Source organism: Bacillus cereus group sp. BfR-BA-01331 (assembly GCF_022663915.1).
Lineage (GTDB): Bacteria > Bacillota > Bacilli > Bacillales > Bacillaceae_G > Bacillus_A > Bacillus_A mycoides.
In genome coordinates, this window is sequence record NZ_JAKUGJ010000026.1 from 16527 (window position 1) to 36635 (window position 20109).

Consider the following 20109-nt stretch of genomic DNA (forward strand, 5'->3'; position numbering starts at 1 on the left):
TGCCGCAGGTGTAAAATAATTCACCTGTTTTCTTTTTGTTAAGAGAGTGAAAGTCATGACATTGACATTATCTTTTGTTGTATGATACATTTTTAGGGACAATGTTACAAGGTTGGTGTAACTAATGAGGAAAAAAGTTGTACTCTCATGTGAAGAGTGTAAAAATCGAAACTACTCTACGATGAAAGATACGAGCTCAGTAGAGCGACTTGAGATAAAGAAGTTTTGTAAAACATGCAATAAGCATACAGTTCACAAAGAAACAAAATAAATAATTGAAATAATACACTGGAGGTCCCGTAGATGCGTTTAACGAACTTTTTCGGCGATGTAGGTCGCGAAATGAAAAAAGTAAGTTGGCCTAAAAAAGATGAATTACTCCGCTCAACAACGACTGTTATCGCGACAGTTGTGTTCTTTGCGATTTTCTTCGCAGTGGTTGATATGGGCATTTCTTCTTTAATTCGGTTAATTCTTGGTTAATTCTTGAATAAGAAGCACTTATCCATGATATAATGTTATTTATAAGAACTGTGTAAAAGCCCGGTGAACGGGTTTTTTCATTTGCGCAAAAAAATGTACGTCAGGGAGGGAAGGACGCTCGTCCTAAATGAATGGAAAAAAGTTGGTATGTTGTCCATACTTATTCTGGATATGAAAATAAAGTAAAAGCAAACCTAGAGAAACGTGTAGAATCAATGGGTATGCAAGATAAAATTTTCCGTGTTGTTGTCCCGGAAGAAGTAGAAGTAGAAATGAAAAATGGTAAAGAAAAAATAACGAAAAGAAAAGTGTTCCCAGGTTACGTATTAGTAGAACTAATCATGACTGACGATTCTTGGTATGTTGTTCGTAACACGCCAGGTGTAACAGGTTTTGTCGGTTCTTCTGGTTCAGGATCTAAACCATCGCCTCTATTAGAAGAGGAAGTTGTTACCATCATGAAGCATATGGGAATGGACAATGAAGTGGTTGATTTCGAATTTGAACTTCATGAAACAGTGCGTGTAAATGAGGGACCATTCGCGGATTATACAGGTGCGATTGAAGAAATTGATGTGGAAAAGAAAAAAGTTAGCGTGCTTGTAGACATGTTCGGTCGCGAGACTCCGGTTGAACTTGATTTCCATCAAATCGAAAAATTATAAAATGAAACTTGAAATGAATTGTAAAAAGTGATAATATCTTTTAAGTCAGTACGTCTTCGGTAACGGAGACGTTTTTTGAAAAAGATTTTATCATTATGATAAAATATGAAGTGGGAGGGCAAATCACTGCCCAATTGACCACATCACGGACTTAAGGAGGTGTGTCTCGTGGCTAAAAAGGTAATTAAAATGGTAAAACTTCAGATTCCTGCAGGTAAAGCTAATCCAGCTCCGCCGGTTGGTCCAGCATTAGGACAAGCAGGTGTTAACATCATGGGCTTCTGTAAAGAGTTTAACGCTCGTACAGCTGATCAAGCTGGTCTTATCATCCCTGTTGAAATTACGGTATTTGAGGACCGTTCATTCACTTTCATTACTAAAACTCCTCCTGCTGCTGTTCTTCTTAAGAAAGTAGCTGGTATTGAGTCTGGTTCTGGTGAACCAAACCGTAATAAAGTGGCAACTGTTAAGCGTGATAAAGTACGCGAAATCGCTGAAACTAAAATGCCTGACCTAAACGCTGCTAGCGTAGAAGCTGCAATGCGTATGGTTGAAGGTACTGCGCGCAGTATGGGCATCGTTATCGAAGACTAATTCGATTTGTTTTTTGTAAAAAAGGTTGCGGGTCTGGAATTCCAATTCGCAACCTTTATTATCGTAAATGATCATCATTTTTAAATAAATGGATGGGCGCACATCCTCGGGGGTTCCCGGAATGAAGGCGTAAACGTGGGAGGTTATTCCGCTAAAACCACATTCAAGGAGGAAACAAACATGGCTAAAAGAGGTAAAAAGTACGTTGAAGCTGCGAAGCTTGTTGATCGTGCATCTGCTTACTCTGCAACAGAAGCAGTAGAATTAGTAAAGAAAACAAACACAGCTAAATTTGATGCAACTGTAGAAGCTGCATTCCGTTTAGGTGTTGACCCTAAGAAAGCTGACCAGCAAATTCGTGGTGCAGTTGTTCTTCCACACGGTACTGGTAAAGTACAACGTGTATTAGTATTCGCTAAAGGCGAAAAAGCAAAAGAAGCTGAAGCTGCTGGCGCTGAATTCGTAGGCGATGCTGATTACATCGGTAAAATCCAAAAAGGTTGGTTCGATTTTGATGTAGTAGTAGCAACTCCTGACATGATGGGTGAAGTTGGTAAACTTGGTCGCGTATTAGGACCTAAAGGTTTAATGCCAAACCCTAAAACTGGAACAGTTACTTTCGATGTAACTAAAGCTGTTAACGAAATCAAAGCTGGTAAAGTTGAATACCGCGTTGATAAAGCTGGTAACATCCACGTTCCAATCGGTAAAGTATCTTTCGAAGATGCTAAATTAGTAGAAAACTTCAAAACAATTGCTGACACGCTACAAAAAGCTAAGCCAGCTGCTGCAAAAGGTACTTACATGAAGAACGCAACTGTTGCTTCTACAATGGGACCTGGCGTACGCGTAGACGTTTCTACACTTGCGTAAAATTGGAAGTTGACTTCATAAAGAAGTTTTAATATAATCATTTATGTTGTGAATTTTAATAGTGTACCGTAGACAGTAGGAGTCGATTCGACTTAATTTCCTACCTAGGTGTTAATATACGAAGCGGAATCTTTTTTCTGTGACTATATGCCTCCATGTCTACAAGTTGGGCATGGAGGTTTTTAGTGCACTTTCGGTACATCTTCTATATAATCTACAGGAGGTGTAATAACATGAGCAAAGTAATCGAAACTAAACAACAAGTTGTAACTGAAATCGCTGAAAAACTTCGCGCGAGTAAATCTACAATTGTTGTTGACTACCGTGGTTTAACAGTTTCTGAAGCAACAGAATTACGTAAAAACTTACGTGAAGCTGGCGTTGAGTTCAAAGTTTACAAAAACTCTTTAACTCGTCGTGCTGCAGAGTCTGCTGAAATGGCTGAGTTAAACGAATTCTTAACAGGACCAAACGCAATCGCGTTCAGTAACGAGGATGTAGTTGCTCCTGCGAAAGTATTAAACGACTTCGCTAAAAATCATGAAGCTTTAGAAATTAAAGCGGGCGTAATCGAAGGTAAACTTGTAACACTTGATGAGGTTAAAGCTATCGCTACTCTTCCATCACGTGAAGGCTTACTTTCTATGCTTCTTAGCGTTCTTCAAGCTCCAATCCGTAACCTTGCACTTGCTACTAAAGCAGTTGCAGATCAAAAGGAAGAGCAAGGCGCTTAATTTTTTAAAAGATAATTACTTGTTATCTATAAAACAATACAAACCTATTTAAGGGAGGATATTTACAATGACTAAAGAACAAATCATTGAAGCAGTTAAATCTATGACTGTATTAGAACTTAACGACTTAGTAAAAGCTATCGAGGAAGAATTCGGCGTAACTGCTGCTGCTCCTGTAGCTGTAGCTGGTGGCGCTGGTGAAGCTGCTGCTGAGCAAACTGAATTTGACGTAGTACTTGCAAGTGCTGGCGCTCAAAAAATCAAAGTTATCAAAGCTGTACGTGAAATCACTGGTCTTGGCTTAAAAGAAGCTAAAGAATTAGTTGACAACACTCCAAAAGCAATCAAAGAAGGCGTTACTAAAGAGGAAGCTGAAGAAATGAAAGCTAAACTTGAAGAAGTTGGCGCTGCTGTAGAAGTTAAGTAATTAACTTTTGGTGCTTTAAAAAAAGCTCGCTCTTATGCGAGCTTTTTTTTTAACTGTAAAGAAAAGAGGTGGCCATATGGCAGACCATTATTTTTCTAACGACCCTTCTAGTAAAAGTGATCGTAAACGATGGGAAGTTACACTTCGTGAATCTCGATTTACTTTTTTATCTGACCATGGGGTGTTCTCGAAAAACGAAGTGGACTTTGGTTCTCGTCTTTTAATTGAAGCGTTTCAAATGCCAGATGTTAAAGGTAATGTGTTAGACGTAGGATGTGGGTACGGTCCAATCGGTTTGTCGTTAGCGAAAGAGTTTCAAAATCGTGAAATTCACATGGTGGATGTGAATGAAAGGGCCTTGGGACTTGCAAAAGAAAATGCCGCTAATAACAGAATTGAAAATATACGTATTTTGCAAAGTAGTGTCTATGAAAATGTAGATGGCAAGTATGCTGTTATTCTATCTAATCCTCCAATTCGTGCTGGTAAAGATATCGTGCATGAGATTTTAGAAAAGGCTGTGGAGTATTTAGTTTCAGGTGGAGAATTGTGGATTGTTATTCAAAAGAAACAAGGTGCGCCATCTGCGATGAAAAAACTAGAAGAAGTATTTTCTGAAGTTGAAGTTGTAGAAAAGAAAAAAGGATATTATATCATAAAATCAAAAAAGCGTTGACGGTTATTTTTGGCTATGTTAACATTATACAATGCCAATATATGATTTTCTGCGTTGAGAAAGATGTATATTTTTGCTTCTCTTGGAAAAGATAGTAAAATCAGCAGATTATGAAACAGAATGATGGTTTTCTTATAGAAGCCATTTTTCTTTTTTGAGCAGGTAGAAAGACTCAACGTATCTATCTTTAAGAGAAAAAAACTACGCTAATAGCAGTAGTTGTATTTATTTGTGATTTTGCACAAATTTTTTTGTGCATTTATAATACTCATGATTTGAGGGGTGAAGCAGTTGACAGGTCAACTAGTTCAATACGGACGCCACCGCCAACGAAGAAGTTATGCCCGTATTAGTGAAGTATTAGAGTTACCAAATCTTATCGAAATTCAAACCTCTTCTTATCAGTGGTTTCTTGATGAGGGTTTGCGAGAAATGTTCCAAGACATTTCTCCGATCGAAGACTTTACGGGAAATCTATCGCTTGAATTTATCGACTACAGCTTGGGTGAACCTAAATACTCTGTAGAAGAATGCAAAGAGCGTGATGTGACGTATGCAGCACCACTTCGTGTAAAAGTGCGTCTAATCAACAAGGAAACTGGTGAAGTAAAAGAACAAGATGTGTTCATGGGAGATTTCCCACTCATGACAGAGACTGGAACATTCGTAATTAACGGTGCAGAACGTGTTATCGTTTCCCAGTTAGTTCGCTCTCCAAGCGTATACTATAGTGGCAAAGTGGATAAAAACGGAAAACGTGGTTTTACTGCTACTGTAATTCCAAACCGCGGAGCTTGGTTAGAGTATGAAACAGATGCTAAGGATGTTGTATATGTGCGTATTGACCGTACGCGTAAACTTCCTGTAACTGTTTTGTTACGCGCATTAGGGTTTGGCTCTGATCAAGAAATCACCGAGCTTTTAGGTGATAACGAATACTTAAGCAATACGTTAGAAAAAGACAACACAGATAGCACAGAGAAAGCATTGCTTGAAATTTATGAGCGTCTACGCCCTGGTGAACCACCAACAGTAGAAAATGCAAAGAGCTTACTTGTGTCTCGTTTCTTTGATCCGAAGCGCTACGATTTAGCAAATGTAGGTCGCTATAAGATCAACAAAAAGCTACACATTAAAAACAGATTGTTTAACCAACGTTTAGCTGAAACACTGGTGGATCCAGAAACTGGTGAAATTTTAGCGGCAGAAGGAACAGTCTTAGATCGTCGTACACTGGATCGCATTCTACCTTACTTAGAGAAAAACATTGGATTCAAAACAGCGAAACCAATGGGTGGAGTGGTAGCAGGCGATGTTGAGCTGCAATCTATTAAGATTTATGCTCCAGAATCAGAAGGCGAACGATCTATAAACGTAATTGGGAATGCAAATATTACTCGTGATATAAAACACATCACACCAGGTGATATTCTTGCTTCTATTAGCTACTTCTTTAACTTGCTATATAAAGTAGGGGATACAGATGATATTGACCACTTAGGAAATCGTCGTCTGCGTTCTGTAGGAGAGTTACTACAAAACCAATTCCGTATCGGTCTTTCTCGTATGGAACGTGTTGTTCGTGAGAGAATGTCGATTCAAGATACAAATGCAATTACACCACAAGCGTTAATTAACATTCGCCCGGTTATTGCATCTATTAAAGAGTTCTTCGGAAGTTCTCAGTTATCTCAGTTCATGGATCAAACAAACCCATTAGCAGAGTTAACTCACAAACGAAGACTATCTGCATTAGGACCCGGTGGTTTAACGCGTGAGCGCGCAGGCTTTGAAGTACGTGACGTTCACTACTCTCACTATGGTCGCATGTGTCCAATTGAAACGCCAGAGGGACCAAACATCGGTTTGATTAACTCATTATCTTCGTTTGCGAAAGTAAATGAGTTTGGTTTCATTGAAACGCCATACCGTCGTGTTGACCCAGAAACTGGTCTTGTAACAGGGCAGGTTGATTATTTAACAGCAGATGAAGAAGATAACTATGTTGTAGCCCAAGCGAATATGAAATTATCTGAAGTAGGGGAATTCCTTGATGAAGATATCGTAGCTCGTTTCCGTGGTGAAAACATTGTCACAAATAAAGAACGCATCGACTACATGGATGTATCTCCAAAACAAGTAGTGTCGGCAGCGACAGCTTGTATTCCGTTCTTAGAAAACGATGACTCTAACCGCGCACTTATGGGAGCGAACATGCAACGTCAGGCGGTTCCGTTAATAAATCCGGAATCTCCGATTGTAGGTACAGGTATGGAGTACGTATCAGCAAAAGACTCAGGTGCTGCAGTAATCTGTAAACAGCCTGGTGTTGTTGAGCGCGTAGAAGCACGTGAAGTTTGGGTACGTCGCTATGTAGACGTTGACGGTCAAACAGTAAAAGGCGACTTAGATCGCTACAAAATGCAAAAATTCATTCGTTCTAACCAAGGAACTTGCTACAACCAACGTCCAATCGTAAGTGTTGGAGACCAAGTTGTAAAAGGTGAAATCCTTGCGGATGGTCCTTCTATGGAACTAGGTGAACTGGCGCTTGGACGTAACGTGCTTGTTGGCTTTATGACATGGGACGGTTATAACTATGAGGATGCGATCATCATGAGTGAGCGCCTTGTAAAAGATGATGTGTACACTTCTATCCATATTGAAGAATATGAATCAGAAGCTCGTGATACGAAGCTTGGACCAGAAGAAATTACACGTGATATCCCGAATGTTGGAGAAGATGCACTTCGTAATCTTGACGAGCGCGGTATTATTCGCGTCGGTGCTGAAGTAAAAGATGGAGATCTACTTGTTGGTAAAGTAACGCCAAAAGGTGTAACAGAATTAACGGCAGAAGAACGTCTATTACATGCAATCTTCGGTGAAAAAGCACGTGAAGTACGTGATACATCACTACGTGTACCACACGGTGGTGGCGGTATTATATTAGACGTAAAAGTGTTTAACCGTGAAGATGGCGATGAATTGCCACCAGGCGTGAATCAACTTGTACGTGCATATATCGTTCAAAAGCGTAAAATTTCTGAAGGTGACAAAATGGCCGGTCGTCATGGTAACAAAGGTGTTATTTCCCGTATTTTACCGGAAGAAGATATGCCTTACTTACCAGATGGTACGCCAATCGATATCATGTTAAACCCATTAGGGGTACCATCTCGTATGAATATCGGTCAGGTATTAGAGCTTCATCTTGGTATGGCAGCAAGATACCTTGGCATTCACATTGCAACACCAGTATTCGATGGTGCTCGTGAGGAAGATGTATGGGGCACAATTGAAGAAGCTGGTATGGCAAATGACGCGAAAACAATCCTGTATGACGGACGTACTGGTGAGCCATTCGATAACCGTGTATCTGTTGGTGTCATGTATATGATCAAACTTGCGCACATGGTTGACGATAAACTTCATGCTCGTTCTACTGGACCATACTCACTTGTAACGCAGCAACCTCTTGGAGGTAAAGCTCAGTTCGGTGGACAGCGTTTCGGTGAGATGGAGGTTTGGGCACTTGAAGCTTATGGTGCTGCTTATACTCTTCAAGAAATCTTAACAGTGAAGTCTGATGATGTTATTGGGCGTGTTAAGACGTATGAAGCAATTGTTAAAGGTGAAAATGTTCCAGAACCAGGTGTTCCTGAATCATTCAAAGTATTGATTAAAGAACTGCAAAGTTTAGGTATGGACGTTAAAATGATGTCTATCAACGATACAGAAATTGAAATGCGTGATACGGAAGATGACGATGATCATCAATCAGCAGATAAATTGAATGTTGAAGTTGAGACAACTAAGGAATAATTGGGATAACCTGTAGACTAAAAGGGAGGTAGGCCCCTTGATAGATGTAAATAACTTTGAATATATGAAGATTGGACTTGCTTCACCTGACAAGATTCGTTCTTGGTCATACGGTGAAGTTAAGAAACCAGAAACAATTAACTATCGTACGTTAAAGCCTGAAAAAGATGGCTTGTTCTGTGAGCGTATTTTCGGACCACAAAAGGACTGGGAATGTCATTGCGGAAAATATAAACGTGTACGTTATAAAGGTGTAGTTTGTGATCGATGTGGCGTTGAAGTAACGCGTGCAAAAGTTCGTCGTGAACGTATGGGTCATATCGAATTAGCTGCTCCTGTATCTCATATTTGGTATTTCAAAGGTATCCCGAGCCGCATGGGACTTGTCTTAGACATGTCCCCTCGCGCGCTTGAAGAAGTAATTTATTTCGCTTCTTATGTTGTAACAGAAAGTGGAGATACACCACTTGATAAGAAGCAATTACTTTCTGAAAAAGAATACCGTGCATATCGTGATCGATATGGCAGTACATTCCATGCTGCTATGGGTGCAGAAGCGATTAAAAAATTACTGCAAGACATCGATTTAGATAAAGAAGTAGACTTCTTAAAAGAAGAATTAAAAACAGCACAAGGACAACGCCGTACTCGTGCTATTAAACGTCTAGAAGTATTAGAAGCATTCCGTAACTCTGGAAATCACCCATCTTGGATGATCTTAGAGGTTCTTCCAGTTATCCCACCAGAACTACGCCCAATGGTACAGTTAGATGGTGGACGTTTTGCTACTTCTGACTTAAACGACTTATATCGTCGTGTAATTAACCGTAACAACCGTTTAAAACGTCTATTGGACTTAGGTGCACCAAGCATTATCGTTCAAAACGAAAAACGTATGTTACAAGAAGCTGTAGACGCATTAATCGATAATGGTCGCCGTGGCCGTCCAGTTACTGGACCAGGTAACCGTCCATTAAAATCACTATCTCACATGCTTAAAGGTAAACAAGGACGTTTCCGTCAAAACTTATTAGGTAAACGTGTTGACTACTCTGGCCGTTCTGTAATCGTTGTAGGACCGAACTTAAAGATGTACCAATGTGGATTGCCGAAAGAAATGGCACTTGAATTGTTTAAACCTTTCGTTATGAAAGAGTTAGTTGGAAAAGGATTAGCACACAACATTAAGAGTGCTAAACGTAAAATCGAGCGTGTACACCCTGAAGTTTGGGACGTTTTAGAATCTGTGATCAAAGAGCATCCAGTACTTCTAAACCGCGCACCAACACTTCACCGTCTTGGTATCCAGGCGTTTGAACCTACACTAGTAGAAGGTCGTGCAATCCGTCTTCACCCACTTGTATGTACTGCATACAACGCGGACTTTGACGGTGACCAAATGGCGGTTCACGTTCCGTTATCATCAGAGGCACAAGCAGAAGCTCGTATCCTTATGTTAGCGGCACAAAACATCTTGAATCCAAAAGACGGAAAACCAGTTGTTACTCCATCCCAGGATATGGTATTAGGTAACTATTACTTAACACTTGAGCGCGAGGGTGCAATCGGTGAAGGTATGGTCTTCAAAGATGCAAACGAAGCAATACTTGCATACCAAAATGGATATGTACATCTGCACACGCGTGTTGCAGTTGCTGCGAGTTCGGTAAATAATGTAACGTTTACTGAAGAGCAAAAGAGTAAGCTTCTATTAACAACAGTTGGTAAATTAATATTTAACGAAATCTTACCAGAGTCGTTCCCTTATATTAATGAACCAACAAACTCAAACCTTGAAAAAGAAACACCAGCGGAATATTTCGTTGAAAAAGGTGCGAACATTAAAGAAATTATTGCTAGTCGCGAAGAAGTGGCACCATTTAGCAAGAAAATCCTTGGTAACATTATTGCGGAAGTATTCAAACGTTTCCAAATTACAGAAACGTCTCGCATGCTTGACCGTATGAAAAACTTAGGATTTAAATACTCTACAAAAGCTGGTATTACAGTTGGGGTATCAGATATTCTTGTATTAGGTGAAAAAGATGAAATTCTCCATGAAGCACAAGCAAAAGTAGATAATGTAATTAAACAATTCCGTCGCGGTTTAATCACGGAAGAAGAACGTTACGATCGCGTTATCTCTATTTGGAGTAATGCAAAAGATGTTATCCAAGGAAAGCTGATGAAATCCTTGAATAAACGCAACCCAATCTTCATGATGAGTGATTCCGGTGCCCGTGGTAACGCATCGAACTTTACTCAGCTTGCTGGTATGCGTGGTCTGATGGCCAATCCATCTGGTCGTATCATTGAGCTTCCGATCAAATCGAGTTTCCGTGAAGGTTTAACAGTACTTGAGTACTTCATCTCTACGCATGGTGCGCGTAAAGGTCTTGCCGATACAGCACTTAAAACTGCCGATTCTGGTTACTTAACACGTCGTCTTGTAGACGTTGCACAAGATGTAATTGTTCGTCAAGATGATTGTGGAACAGATCGCGGTTTACTAATTGGTGCGATTAAAGAGGGTAATGAAGTTATTGAGTCACTATATGATCGTCTTGTTGGACGTTTTGCAAGAAAAACTGTAAAACATCCTGAAACAGGTGAAGTATTAGTTGTTGAAAATCAATTAATTACTGAAGATATTGCTCATATTGTTGAAAAGTCGGGTGTTGAAACTGTAAACATTCGTTCAGCGTTTACGTGTAATACTCGCCATGGTGTATGTAAGAAGTGTTACGGTCGTAACTTAGCAACTGGTACAGACGTAGAAGTAGGAGAAGCGGTAGGTATTATCGCAGCTCAATCTATCGGTGAGCCAGGTACACAGTTAACGATGCGTACGTTCCATACAGGTGGGGTTGCCGGAGATGATATCACACAAGGTTTACCTCGTATCCAAGAGATCTTCGAAGCTCGTAATCCGAAAGGTCAGGCAGTTATCAGTGAAATTGACGGTGTTATCGCAGCGATCAACGATGTTAAAGATCGCCAAGAAGTAGTTGTACAGGGTGAAGTTGAAGCTCGTACGTATGCTATTCCTTACGGTGCTCGTCTGAAAGTAACTCTAGGACAGCCAATTAGCCACGGTAAAGAGTTAACAGAAGGTTCTATTGATCCGAAGGAATTACTAAAAGTAACGGACATTACAGCAGTTCAAGAATACTTATTACGTGAAGTTCAAAAAGTATACCGTATGCAAGGGGTAGAAATTGGTGACAAACACGTAGAAGTAATGGTACGTCAAATGCTACGTAAAGTTCGTGTGAGTGATGCGGGTGAAACAGATGTATTACCAGGAACATTACTAGATATCCATCAGTTTACTGATGCGAATGCGAAGGTGTTACTGAAAGGTAAACAACCAGCAACGGCTAGACCGGTTCTACTTGGTATTACAAAAGCTTCACTTGAGACAGATTCGTTCTTATCTGCGGCGTCATTCCAAGAAACAACTCGTGTTCTAACAGATGCAGCAATTAAAGGTAAACGCGATGAGCTTCTAGGATTGAAAGAGAATGTTATTATCGGTAAGCTTGTTCCTGCTGGAACAGGTATGAATCGTTATCGCAAAGTGGATCTTGTAAAAACAACACAAGATAACATGAATGTAGAAAACGATGAAGTTTATGTGGAACAGTAAAATTTTCCGTCGTAAATTTTGTATAAAAACAGCTAATCCTAGTTGACATTGTATGAGACAAAATGTTACTATAATCAAGGTTGCTCCTGAACGATGCTTTGGAGGATATTTATATGTCTTATCAAAAAGTGTCAAATGCTGAAAATGTAGTCGTTGGTCATAAACGAACATTGGAAGCAATCAAAAATGGTATAGTTAAAGAAGTTGTTATTGCGGAAGATGCTGATGTGCGGTTAACCCATGTTATCATTCGTACTGCCTTGCAACATAACATACCCATAACCAAAGTTGAATCAGTTCGTAAGCTTGGAAAAGTTTCGGGGATTCAAGTGGGAGCTTCAGCAATAGGAATAATAAGTTAAAACTGTTTTTGTGAGGAGAGAGCATTTGCTCTTCCTTGCAAAAACTTTGTTTTCAACTAATAATGAACCACCTGGATATGTGGTCATACAAACATGCGAAGGGAGGATAATCAAATGCCTACTATTAACCAATTAGTGAGAAATGGTCGTACTGATAAAGTATGGAAGTCTAAATCACCTGCGTTAAACAAAGGTTTTAATTCTTTAAAGAAAAAATCAACTGATATCTCTGCACCTCAAAAACGTGGTGTGTGTACTCGTGTTGGTACAATGACTCCGAAGAAACCTAACTCAGCGTTACGTAAATACGCTCGTGTACGTTTAACAAATGGTATTGAAGTTACAGCTTACATCCCAGGTATCGGTCATAACCTACAAGAGCATAGCGTAGTATTAATTCGCGGTGGTCGAGTAAAGGATTTACCAGGGGTACGTTACCACATCGTTCGTGGTGCGCTTGATACAGCTGGTGTTGACAAACGTATGCAAGGACGTTCTAAATATGGTACTAAGCGACCAAAACCTGCTAAAAAATAATAAACTTATAATGAAAGGAGGAACTCAATATGCCTCGTAAAGGACCTGTTGCGAAACGTGACGTGTTACCAGATCCAATGTACAATTCTAAACTTGTAACACGCCTAATCAACAAAATGATGGTTGACGGTAAAAAAGGTAAATCTCAAACAATTCTTTATAACGCTTTCGATATCGTTCGTGAACGTTCAGATAAAGAACCAATGGAAGTATTCGAGCAAGCTCTTAAGAACATCATGCCTGTTCTTGAAGTACGCGCTCGTCGTGTTGGTGGTGCTAACTACCAAGTTCCAGTTGAGGTTCGTCCAGAACGCCGTACAACTTTAGGTCTTCGCTGGTTAGTAAACTATGCTCGTCTTCGTGGTGAAAAAACTATGGAAGAGCGTCTAGCTTACGAAATCTTAGATGCAGCTAACAACGCTGGTGCATCTGTTAAGAAACGTGAAGACACTCATAAAATGGCAGAAGCTAACAAAGCATTTGCTCATTACCGTTGGTAGGATTCAACGTAAAATAGATTATAAGCATAAACCGCTTTATTTGTCGCTTATGGAAGTGTGGAGAGGGAGAATGCCTCTCCCTTTCGTTGGGCGCTCGTTTTACATAATGAGGGTACTGGACACTGGCATATGTAACAATATAAAGTGGCTTTTTTGCTACTTAAAATAAAATAATCCAATCCATATATGGAAGGAGCAAGACACCAAATGACTAGAGAGTTCTCTTTAGAAAACACTCGTAATATTGGTATCATGGCTCACATCGATGCTGGTAAAACAACAGCAACTGAGCGTATTCTGTATTACACAGGACGTATTCATAAAATCGGTGAAACTCATGAAGGTGCATCTCAGATGGACTGGATGGAGCAAGAGCAAGAACGTGGTATCACAATTACTTCTGCTGCAACTACAGCACAATGGAAAGGTCACCGTGTAAATATCATTGACACTCCAGGACACGTAGATTTCACAGTAGAAGTAGAACGTTCTTTACGCGTACTTGATGGCGCAGTAGCAGTACTTGATGCACAATCTGGTGTAGAACCACAAACAGAAACTGTTTGGCGTCAGGCTACTACTTATGGTGTACCTCGTATCGTATTCGTTAACAAAATGGATAAGATTGGTGCAGATTTCTTATACTCTGTAGGAACAATCCACGATCGTTTACAAGCAAACGCACATCCAATTCAGTTACCAATCGGTGCTGAAGATGAGTTCAATGGTATCATTGACCTTGTTGAAGAGTGTGCTTACATGTACTCTAACGATTTAGGAACAGACATCGAGCGTGTCGAAATTCCTGAAGAGCATAAAGAATTAGCTGAAGAATACCGTGGAAAACTTATTGAAGCGGTAGCTGAGCTTGATGAAGAAATGATGATGAAGTACCTAGAAGGTGAAGAAATCACTGTAGAAGAGCTTAAAGCTGGTATCCGTAAGGCTACAACTTCTGTAGAATTCTTCCCAGTAATCTGTGGTTCTGCATTCAAAAATAAAGGTGTTCAAATTCTGTTAGACGCAGTTATCGACTACCTACCATCTCCATTAGATGTACCTGCTATTAAAGGTACTCTTCCGGATACAGATGAAGCTATCGAGCGTAAGTCTAGCGATGAAGAACCATTCGCAGCTTTAGCATTCAAAATCATGACTGATCCTTATGTTGGTAAGTTAACGTTCTTCCGTGTGTACTCTGGTGTGTTAAACTCTGGATCATACGTGAAAAACTCAACTAAAGGTAAGCGTGAGCGTGTAGGTCGTATCCTACAAATGCACGCTAACAGCCGTGAAGAGATTTCAACAGTTTACGCTGGTGATATCGCTGCTGCTGTAGGTTTAAAAGATACTACTACTGGTGATACTCTTTGTGACGAGAAGAGCCTTGTTATCCTTGAGTCTATGGAATTCCCAGAGCCAGTTATCTCTGTAGCTATCGAACCAAAATCTAAAGCTGACCAAGATAAAATGGGTACAGCATTATCTAAGCTTTCTGAAGAAGATCCAACATTCCGTGCTCACACTGACCAAGAAACTGGCCAAACAATCATCGCTGGTATGGGTGAACTTCACCTTGATATCATTGTTGACCGTATGCGCCGTGAATTCAAAGTGGAAGCAAACGTTGGTGCTCCTCAGGTAGCATACCGTGAGACTTTCCGCGCTGCTGCGAAAGTTGAAGGTAAGTTCGCTCGTCAATCTGGTGGTCGTGGACAATTCGGTCACGTTTGGATTGAGTTTGAACCTAATGAAGAAGGTAAAGGATTCGAATTCCAAAACAAGGTAGTCGGTGGTGTAGTTCCACGTGAATACATCCCAGCTGTTGGAGCGGGTCTTGAAGACGCACTTAAAAATGGTGTACTAGCTGGTTATCCACTAGTTGATATTAAAGCTGCGTTAGTTGACGGATCTTACCATGATGTCGATTCATCTGAGATGGCGTTCAAAATCGCTGCATCTATGGCGCTTAAAGCTGCGGTTTCTAAATGTAGCCCAGTAATTCTTGAGCCAATGATGAAAGTTGAAGTTGTAATTCCTGAAGAGTACATGGGTGACATTATGGGCGACGTAACATCTCGTCGTGGACGTGTAGAAGGTATGGAAGCTCGCGGTAACGCTCAAGTTGTTCGCGCTATGGTTCCACTTTCTGAAATGTTCGGTTATGCAACGGCATTACGTTCTAACACTCAAGGACGCGGAACATTCTCAATGACATTTGATCATTATGAAGAAGTACCGAAGTCTGTTTCTGAAGAAATTATTAAAAAAAATAAAGGTGAATAATTGATTTTTATCGATTGTTCAAGTATAACTACTTATGTAAGCTTAGAAAGTGAGACGCAAGTTTCACTTTCTAGTCTAAATATAAAATAACTCATATAAACTAAGGAGGAATTTAGAATGGCTAAAGCTAAATTCGAACGTTCTAAACCCCATGTTAACATCGGTACAATCGGCCACGTTGACCATGGTAAAACTACATTAACTGCTGCGATCACTACAGTTCTTGCAAAAGCTGGTGGTGCTGAAGCACGCGGATACGATCAAATCGACGCTGCTCCAGAAGAAAGAGAGCGCGGAATCACAATCTCAACTGCACACGTTGAGTACGAAACTGAAACTCGTCACTATGCACACGTTGACTGCCCAGGTCATGCTGACTATGTTAAAAACATGATCACTGGTGCTGCTCAAATGGACGGCGGTATCTTAGTAGTATCTGCTGCTGATGGTCCAATGCCTCAAACACGTGAGCACATCCTTCTTTCTCGTCAAGTAGGTGTTCCTTACATCGTTGTATTCTTAAACAAATGCGACATGGTAGATGACGAAGAATTATTAGAATTAGTAGAAATGGAAGTTCGCGACCTATTATCTGAATACGGATTCCCAGGCGACGATATTCCTGTAATTAAAGGTTCTGCTCTTAAAGCTCTTCAAGGAGAAGCTGAGTGGGAAGAAAAAATCATCGAATTAATGACTGAAGTTGATGCTTACATCCCAACTCCAGAACGTGAAACTGACAAACCATTCTTAATGCCTATCGAGGATGTATTCTCTATCACAGGTCGTGGTACAGTTGCAACTGGTCGTGTTGAGCGTGGAATCGTTAAAGTTGGTGACGTAGTAGAAATCATCGGTCTTGCTGAAGAGAATGCTACTACAACTGTAACTGGTGTAGAAATGTTCCGTAAGCTTCTTGACCAAGCTCAAGCTGGAGACAACATCGGTGCTCTACTTCGTGGGGTTGCTCGTGAAGACATCCAACGTGGACAAGTTCTTGCTAAAACTGGCTCTGTAAAAGCACACGCTAAATTCAAAGCTGAGGTTTTCGTATTATCTAAAGAAGAAGGTGGACGTCATACTCCATTCTTCGCTAACTACCGTCCACAGTTCTACTTCCGTACAACTGACGTAACTGGTATCATCCAATTACCAGAAGGTACTGAAATGGTAATGCCTGGTGACAACATCGAAATGACTATCGAACTTATCGCTCCAATCGCTATCGAAGAGGGAACTAAATTCTCTATTCGTGAAGGTGGACGTACAGTAGGTTACGGTGTAGTTGCTACAATCGTTGCTGAGTAGTCTTTAATTAGATTATTAAAAACTCAAGGGATTCTCCCTTGAGTTTTTTTATTGCTTATTACTATAGAAGAAAGAGATGTATCTTCTATTTTTGGATGAGTTTCTTCTATAGTATATAAAACGAAAACAACACCCAAAAACTGTAAGGTGAATAAGAGTAGATGAAAACTTGATATTCTTTAAAGTGCCATGTATAATAGCAAAAGTAGAGAAAAGCAGATGCGAACAAAAAGATGCTTGCATCTAGACGAATAACATTGTATAATAGACAATGTTGGTCTTTGACTGCGATGAAGTGGAAGGTTGCTGACACACCCGGCCGCTTTGCCATGGCATGGTGTGGGGAAATTTCCATGGAGAAGGTCTATTTTAGAAATAGGCGAACGAAGGAGGGAAAATAATGGCAAAAGAAAAAATTCGTATCCGTTTAAAAGCTTATGATCACCGTATTCTTGATCAATCAGCTGAGAAAATTGTAGAAACAGCTAAGCGTTCTGGGGCAACAGTTTCTGGTCCGATCCCATTACCAACTGAGAAGACTATTTACACAATTCTTCGTGCTGTTCATAAGTACAAAGATTCTCGTGAACAATTCGAAATGCGCACACACAAACGTCTAATCGACATCGTGAGTCCTACTCCGCAAACAGTAGATTCATTAATGCGTTTAGATTTACCATCTGGTGTAGATATCGAAATCAAACTATAATTCATATAACTTAAAAATGTAGGAGGTGTAACTCATGACCAAAGGAATCTTAGGAAGAAAGATCGGTATGACTCAAGTATTTGCTGAGAACGGTGAGTTAATCCCAGTAACGGTAATCGCTGCTAATCCAAACGTTGTTCTTCAAAAGAAAACAACTGAAACTGATGGCTACAACGCAATTCAGTTAGGATTTGAAGATAAACGTGAAAAGTTAACTAACAAACCTGAACAAGGCCACACTGCTAAAGTATCTACAACTCCTAAGCGCTTCATTCGCGAAATCCGCGATGCAGACGTGGACGGATTAGAGGTTGGTCAAGAGGTAAAAGTTGAAGTTTTCGCTGCAGGTGAAATCGTTGACGTAACAGGAATTTCTAAAGGTAAAGGTTTCCAAGGTGTTATTAAACGCCACGGACAATCTCGCGGACCTATGTCTCATGGTTCTCGCTATCACCGTCGTCCAGGTTCAATGGGGCCAGTTGCTCCGAACCGTGTATTCAAAGGCAAAAAACTTGCTGGACGTATGGGTGGAGACCAAGTTACTATCCAAAACTTAGAAATCGTTCAAGTTGACACTGAGCGCAACTTATTACTAGTAAAAGGTAACGTTCCAGGTGCTAAGAAATCTCTTGTAGTTGTTCAAGGCGCTGTGAAGGTTAGCAAATAATTCACAATAGGAAGGAGGAATTCCAATGCCAAAAGTTACTGTATATAACCAAACTGGTTCACAGGTTGGTGAAATCGAATTAGCTGAAGCTATTTTCGGTATCGAACCAAATGAAGCTGTACTATTTGAAGCTGTAATGATGCAACGTGCATCTTTACGTCAAGGTACACACAAAGTAAAAACTCGCTCTGAAGTTCGCGGTGGTGGTCGTAAACCATGGCGTCAAAAAGGAACTGGACGTGCTCGTCAAGGTTCTATCCGCTCTCCTCAATGGCGTGGTGGTGGTACGGTATTCGGACCTACACCAAGAAGCTATGCGTACAAACTTCCTAAGAAAGTTCGTCGTTTAGCAATCAAATCTGCATTAGCTACTAAAGTAGTTGAGAACAACATTGTAGTTCTTGAGGACCTAGTGTTAAATGCACCAAAAACAAAAGACATGGTAGCAGTACTTAAAGGATTAACTGTTGAGAAGAAAGCTCTTATCGTAACTGCTGATGCAAACGAATCTGTAGAGTTATCTGCTCGCAATATCCCTGGAGTAACAGTAATCACTGCTGATGGCGTAAACGTGCTAGATGTGCTTCATCATGATAAGCTAATCATGACAAAAGCGGCAGTGGAAAAAGTAGAGGAGGTGCTTGCATAATGAGAGATCCTCGTGATATCATTAAGCGCCCAGTTATCACTGAACGTTCTATGGAAATGATGGCTGAAAAAAAATACACGTTCGACGTGGACGTTAAATCTAATAAAACAGAGGTTAAAGACGCTATAGAAGCGATCTTTGGTGTTAATGTAGACAAAGTAAATATCATGAACTACAAGCCGAAAGCAAAACGTGTTGGTCGTCACGCTGGTTTTACTAGCCGTCGTCGTAAAGCAATCGTTAAGCTAACTGCTGACAGCAAAGAAATCGAAATCTTCCAAGGCGTTTAATTCTTACTAAAGAAGGAGGGAAATTGAGATGGGAATTAAAAAGTATAATCCAACTACTAACGGTCGTCGTAACATGACTACGAATGATTTCGCTGAAATCACGACTGACAGACCGGAAAAGTCTTTACTTGCTCCTTTAAGCAAAAAGGCTGGTCGTAATAACCAAGGTAAAATTACTGTACGTCATCAAGGTGGCGGACATAAGCGTCAATACCGTATCATCGACTTTAAGCGTAACAAAGATGGAATTCCAGGACGCGTTGCTACGATCGAATACGATCCAAACCGCTCTGCGAATATCGCATTAATTAACTACGTTGACGGTGAAAAACGTTACATTCTTGCTCCTAAAACTTTAGAAGTAGGTATGGAAGTTATGTCTGGCCCTGAAGCTGACATTAAAATCGGTAACGCATTACCATTAATCAACATTCCAGTAGGTACTGTTGTTCATAATATCGAGCTTAAGCCTGGTCGTGGAGGACAATTAGTCCGTTCTGCTGGTACGTCTGCTCAAGTACTTGGTAAAGAAGGAAAATACGTACTTGTACGTTTAACTTCTGGTGAAGTACGTTTAGTATTATCTGCTTGTCGCGCTTCAATCGGTCAAGTTGGTAACGAACAACACGAACTTATCAAAATCGGTAAAGCAGGTCGCTCTCGCTGGTTAGGTAAGCGCCCAACAGTTCGTGGTTCTGTAATGAACCCGGTTGATCACCCACACGGTGGTGGTGAAGGACGCTCTCCAATCGGACGTAAGTCTCCAATGTCTCCATGGGGTAAACCAACTCTTGGATTCAAGACTCGTAAGAAAAACAAAGCGTCTGATAAATTTATCGTTCGTCGTCGTAAAAAATAATGGGATTGTAGTACGG

General features: G+C 40.4%; 20 protein-coding genes and 1 other annotated feature. All 20 genes read left to right on the forward strand.

What is annotated here, in order from left to right:
• Nucleotides 1–124: 124 nt before the first annotated feature.
• The 20 genes from rpmG to rplB all read left to right on the forward strand — a co-directional run bounded on the left by rpmG (nucleotide 125) and on the right by rplB (nucleotide 20093).
• The gene (rpmG, locus tag MR155_RS26565) at nucleotides 125–271 is read left to right on the forward strand and encodes a 50S ribosomal protein L33 (RefSeq protein ID WP_012260172.1); all 147 of its coding nucleotides are present in this window, start codon (nucleotides 125–127) and stop codon (nucleotides 269–271) included.
• A 32-nt stretch (nucleotides 272–303) separates the two neighbouring features.
• Nucleotides 304–483: a preprotein translocase subunit SecE gene (gene secE, locus MR155_RS26570; RefSeq protein ID WP_002009797.1), complete on the forward strand. Its 180-nt coding sequence runs from the start codon at nucleotides 304–306 to the stop codon at nucleotides 481–483.
• Nucleotides 484–614: 131 nt separating this feature from the next.
• The gene (gene nusG, locus MR155_RS26575; protein ID WP_002009795.1) at nucleotides 615–1148 is read left to right on the forward strand and encodes a transcription termination/antitermination protein NusG; all 534 of its coding nucleotides are present in this window, start codon (nucleotides 615–617) and stop codon (nucleotides 1146–1148) included.
• Between the two features lie 168 nt (nucleotides 1149–1316).
• Nucleotides 1317–1742: a 50S ribosomal protein L11 gene (gene rplK / locus MR155_RS26580; protein ID WP_001085872.1), complete on the forward strand. Its 426-nt coding sequence runs from the start codon at nucleotides 1317–1319 to the stop codon at nucleotides 1740–1742.
• Between the two features lie 180 nt (nucleotides 1743–1922).
• Complete coding sequence (rplA, locus tag MR155_RS26585) at nucleotides 1923–2615, forward strand: 50S ribosomal protein L1 (RefSeq protein ID WP_002009792.1); 693 nt, start codon at nucleotides 1923–1925, stop codon at nucleotides 2613–2615.
• Nucleotides 2616–2663: 48 nt separating this feature from the next.
• Nucleotides 2664–2809: a sequence feature (ribosomal protein L10 leader region), on the forward strand.
• 39 nt (nucleotides 2810–2848) lie between these two features.
• On the forward strand, nucleotides 2849–3349 hold the full coding sequence (rplJ, locus tag MR155_RS26590; RefSeq protein WP_002009790.1) for a 50S ribosomal protein L10: 501 nt from the start codon (nucleotides 2849–2851) through the stop codon (nucleotides 3347–3349).
• 67 nt (nucleotides 3350–3416) lie between these two features.
• A complete protein-coding gene (gene rplL / locus MR155_RS26595; protein ID WP_002009788.1) occupies nucleotides 3417–3776 on the forward strand; it encodes a 50S ribosomal protein L7/L12 in 360 nt (119 codons plus the stop codon).
• Nucleotides 3777–3852: 76 nt separating this feature from the next.
• Nucleotides 3853–4452, forward strand: a complete 600-nt coding sequence (locus MR155_RS26600; RefSeq protein WP_002124684.1) for a class I SAM-dependent methyltransferase — start codon at nucleotides 3853–3855, stop codon at nucleotides 4450–4452.
• Between the two features lie 291 nt (nucleotides 4453–4743).
• Nucleotides 4744–8277 (forward strand): DNA-directed RNA polymerase subunit beta, encoded by a 3534-nt coding sequence (gene rpoB, locus MR155_RS26605; protein WP_002113316.1) that lies wholly within the window; start codon nucleotides 4744–4746, stop codon nucleotides 8275–8277.
• 37 nt (nucleotides 8278–8314) lie between these two features.
• A complete protein-coding gene (gene rpoC, locus MR155_RS26610) occupies nucleotides 8315–11926 on the forward strand; it encodes a DNA-directed RNA polymerase subunit beta' (protein WP_002009783.1) in 3612 nt (1203 codons plus the stop codon).
• A gap of 113 nt (nucleotides 11927–12039) precedes the next feature.
• Nucleotides 12040–12288 (forward strand): 50S ribosomal protein L7ae-like protein, encoded by a 249-nt coding sequence (locus MR155_RS26615; RefSeq protein WP_000121833.1) that lies wholly within the window; start codon nucleotides 12040–12042, stop codon nucleotides 12286–12288.
• Nucleotides 12289–12402: 114 nt separating this feature from the next.
• Entirely contained in the window at nucleotides 12403–12825 is a 423-nt protein-coding gene (gene rpsL, locus MR155_RS26620) for a 30S ribosomal protein S12 (RefSeq protein WP_001142341.1), read from the forward strand.
• A gap of 29 nt (nucleotides 12826–12854) precedes the next feature.
• Nucleotides 12855–13325, forward strand: coding sequence for a 30S ribosomal protein S7 (rpsG, locus tag MR155_RS26625; RefSeq protein WP_001137492.1), 471 nt, complete (start codon nucleotides 12855–12857; stop codon nucleotides 13323–13325).
• Between the two features lie 207 nt (nucleotides 13326–13532).
• The gene (gene fusA, locus MR155_RS26630) at nucleotides 13533–15611 is read left to right on the forward strand and encodes an elongation factor G (protein WP_113938449.1); all 2079 of its coding nucleotides are present in this window, start codon (nucleotides 13533–13535) and stop codon (nucleotides 15609–15611) included.
• A 117-nt stretch (nucleotides 15612–15728) separates the two neighbouring features.
• Nucleotides 15729–16919: an elongation factor Tu gene (gene tuf, locus MR155_RS26635; protein ID WP_002009778.1), complete on the forward strand. Its 1191-nt coding sequence runs from the start codon at nucleotides 15729–15731 to the stop codon at nucleotides 16917–16919.
• 400 nt (nucleotides 16920–17319) lie between these two features.
• The gene (gene rpsJ / locus MR155_RS26640; RefSeq protein ID WP_001040595.1) at nucleotides 17320–17628 is read left to right on the forward strand and encodes a 30S ribosomal protein S10; all 309 of its coding nucleotides are present in this window, start codon (nucleotides 17320–17322) and stop codon (nucleotides 17626–17628) included.
• A 34-nt stretch (nucleotides 17629–17662) separates the two neighbouring features.
• The gene (rplC, locus tag MR155_RS26645; protein WP_110497833.1) at nucleotides 17663–18295 is read left to right on the forward strand and encodes a 50S ribosomal protein L3; all 633 of its coding nucleotides are present in this window, start codon (nucleotides 17663–17665) and stop codon (nucleotides 18293–18295) included.
• Nucleotides 18296–18320: 25 nt separating this feature from the next.
• A complete protein-coding gene (gene rplD, locus MR155_RS26650) occupies nucleotides 18321–18944 on the forward strand; it encodes a 50S ribosomal protein L4 (protein ID WP_001127261.1) in 624 nt (207 codons plus the stop codon).
• Complete coding sequence (rplW, locus tag MR155_RS26655) at nucleotides 18944–19234, forward strand: 50S ribosomal protein L23 (protein WP_001205557.1); 291 nt, start codon at nucleotides 18944–18946, stop codon at nucleotides 19232–19234. Before rplD ends, rplW begins: the two co-directional genes overlap by 1 nt.
• Nucleotides 19235–19262: 28 nt before the next feature.
• Nucleotides 19263–20093, forward strand: coding sequence for a 50S ribosomal protein L2 (gene rplB, locus MR155_RS26660; RefSeq protein ID WP_000511584.1), 831 nt, complete (start codon nucleotides 19263–19265; stop codon nucleotides 20091–20093).
• Nucleotides 20094–20109: the final 16 nt, after the last annotated feature.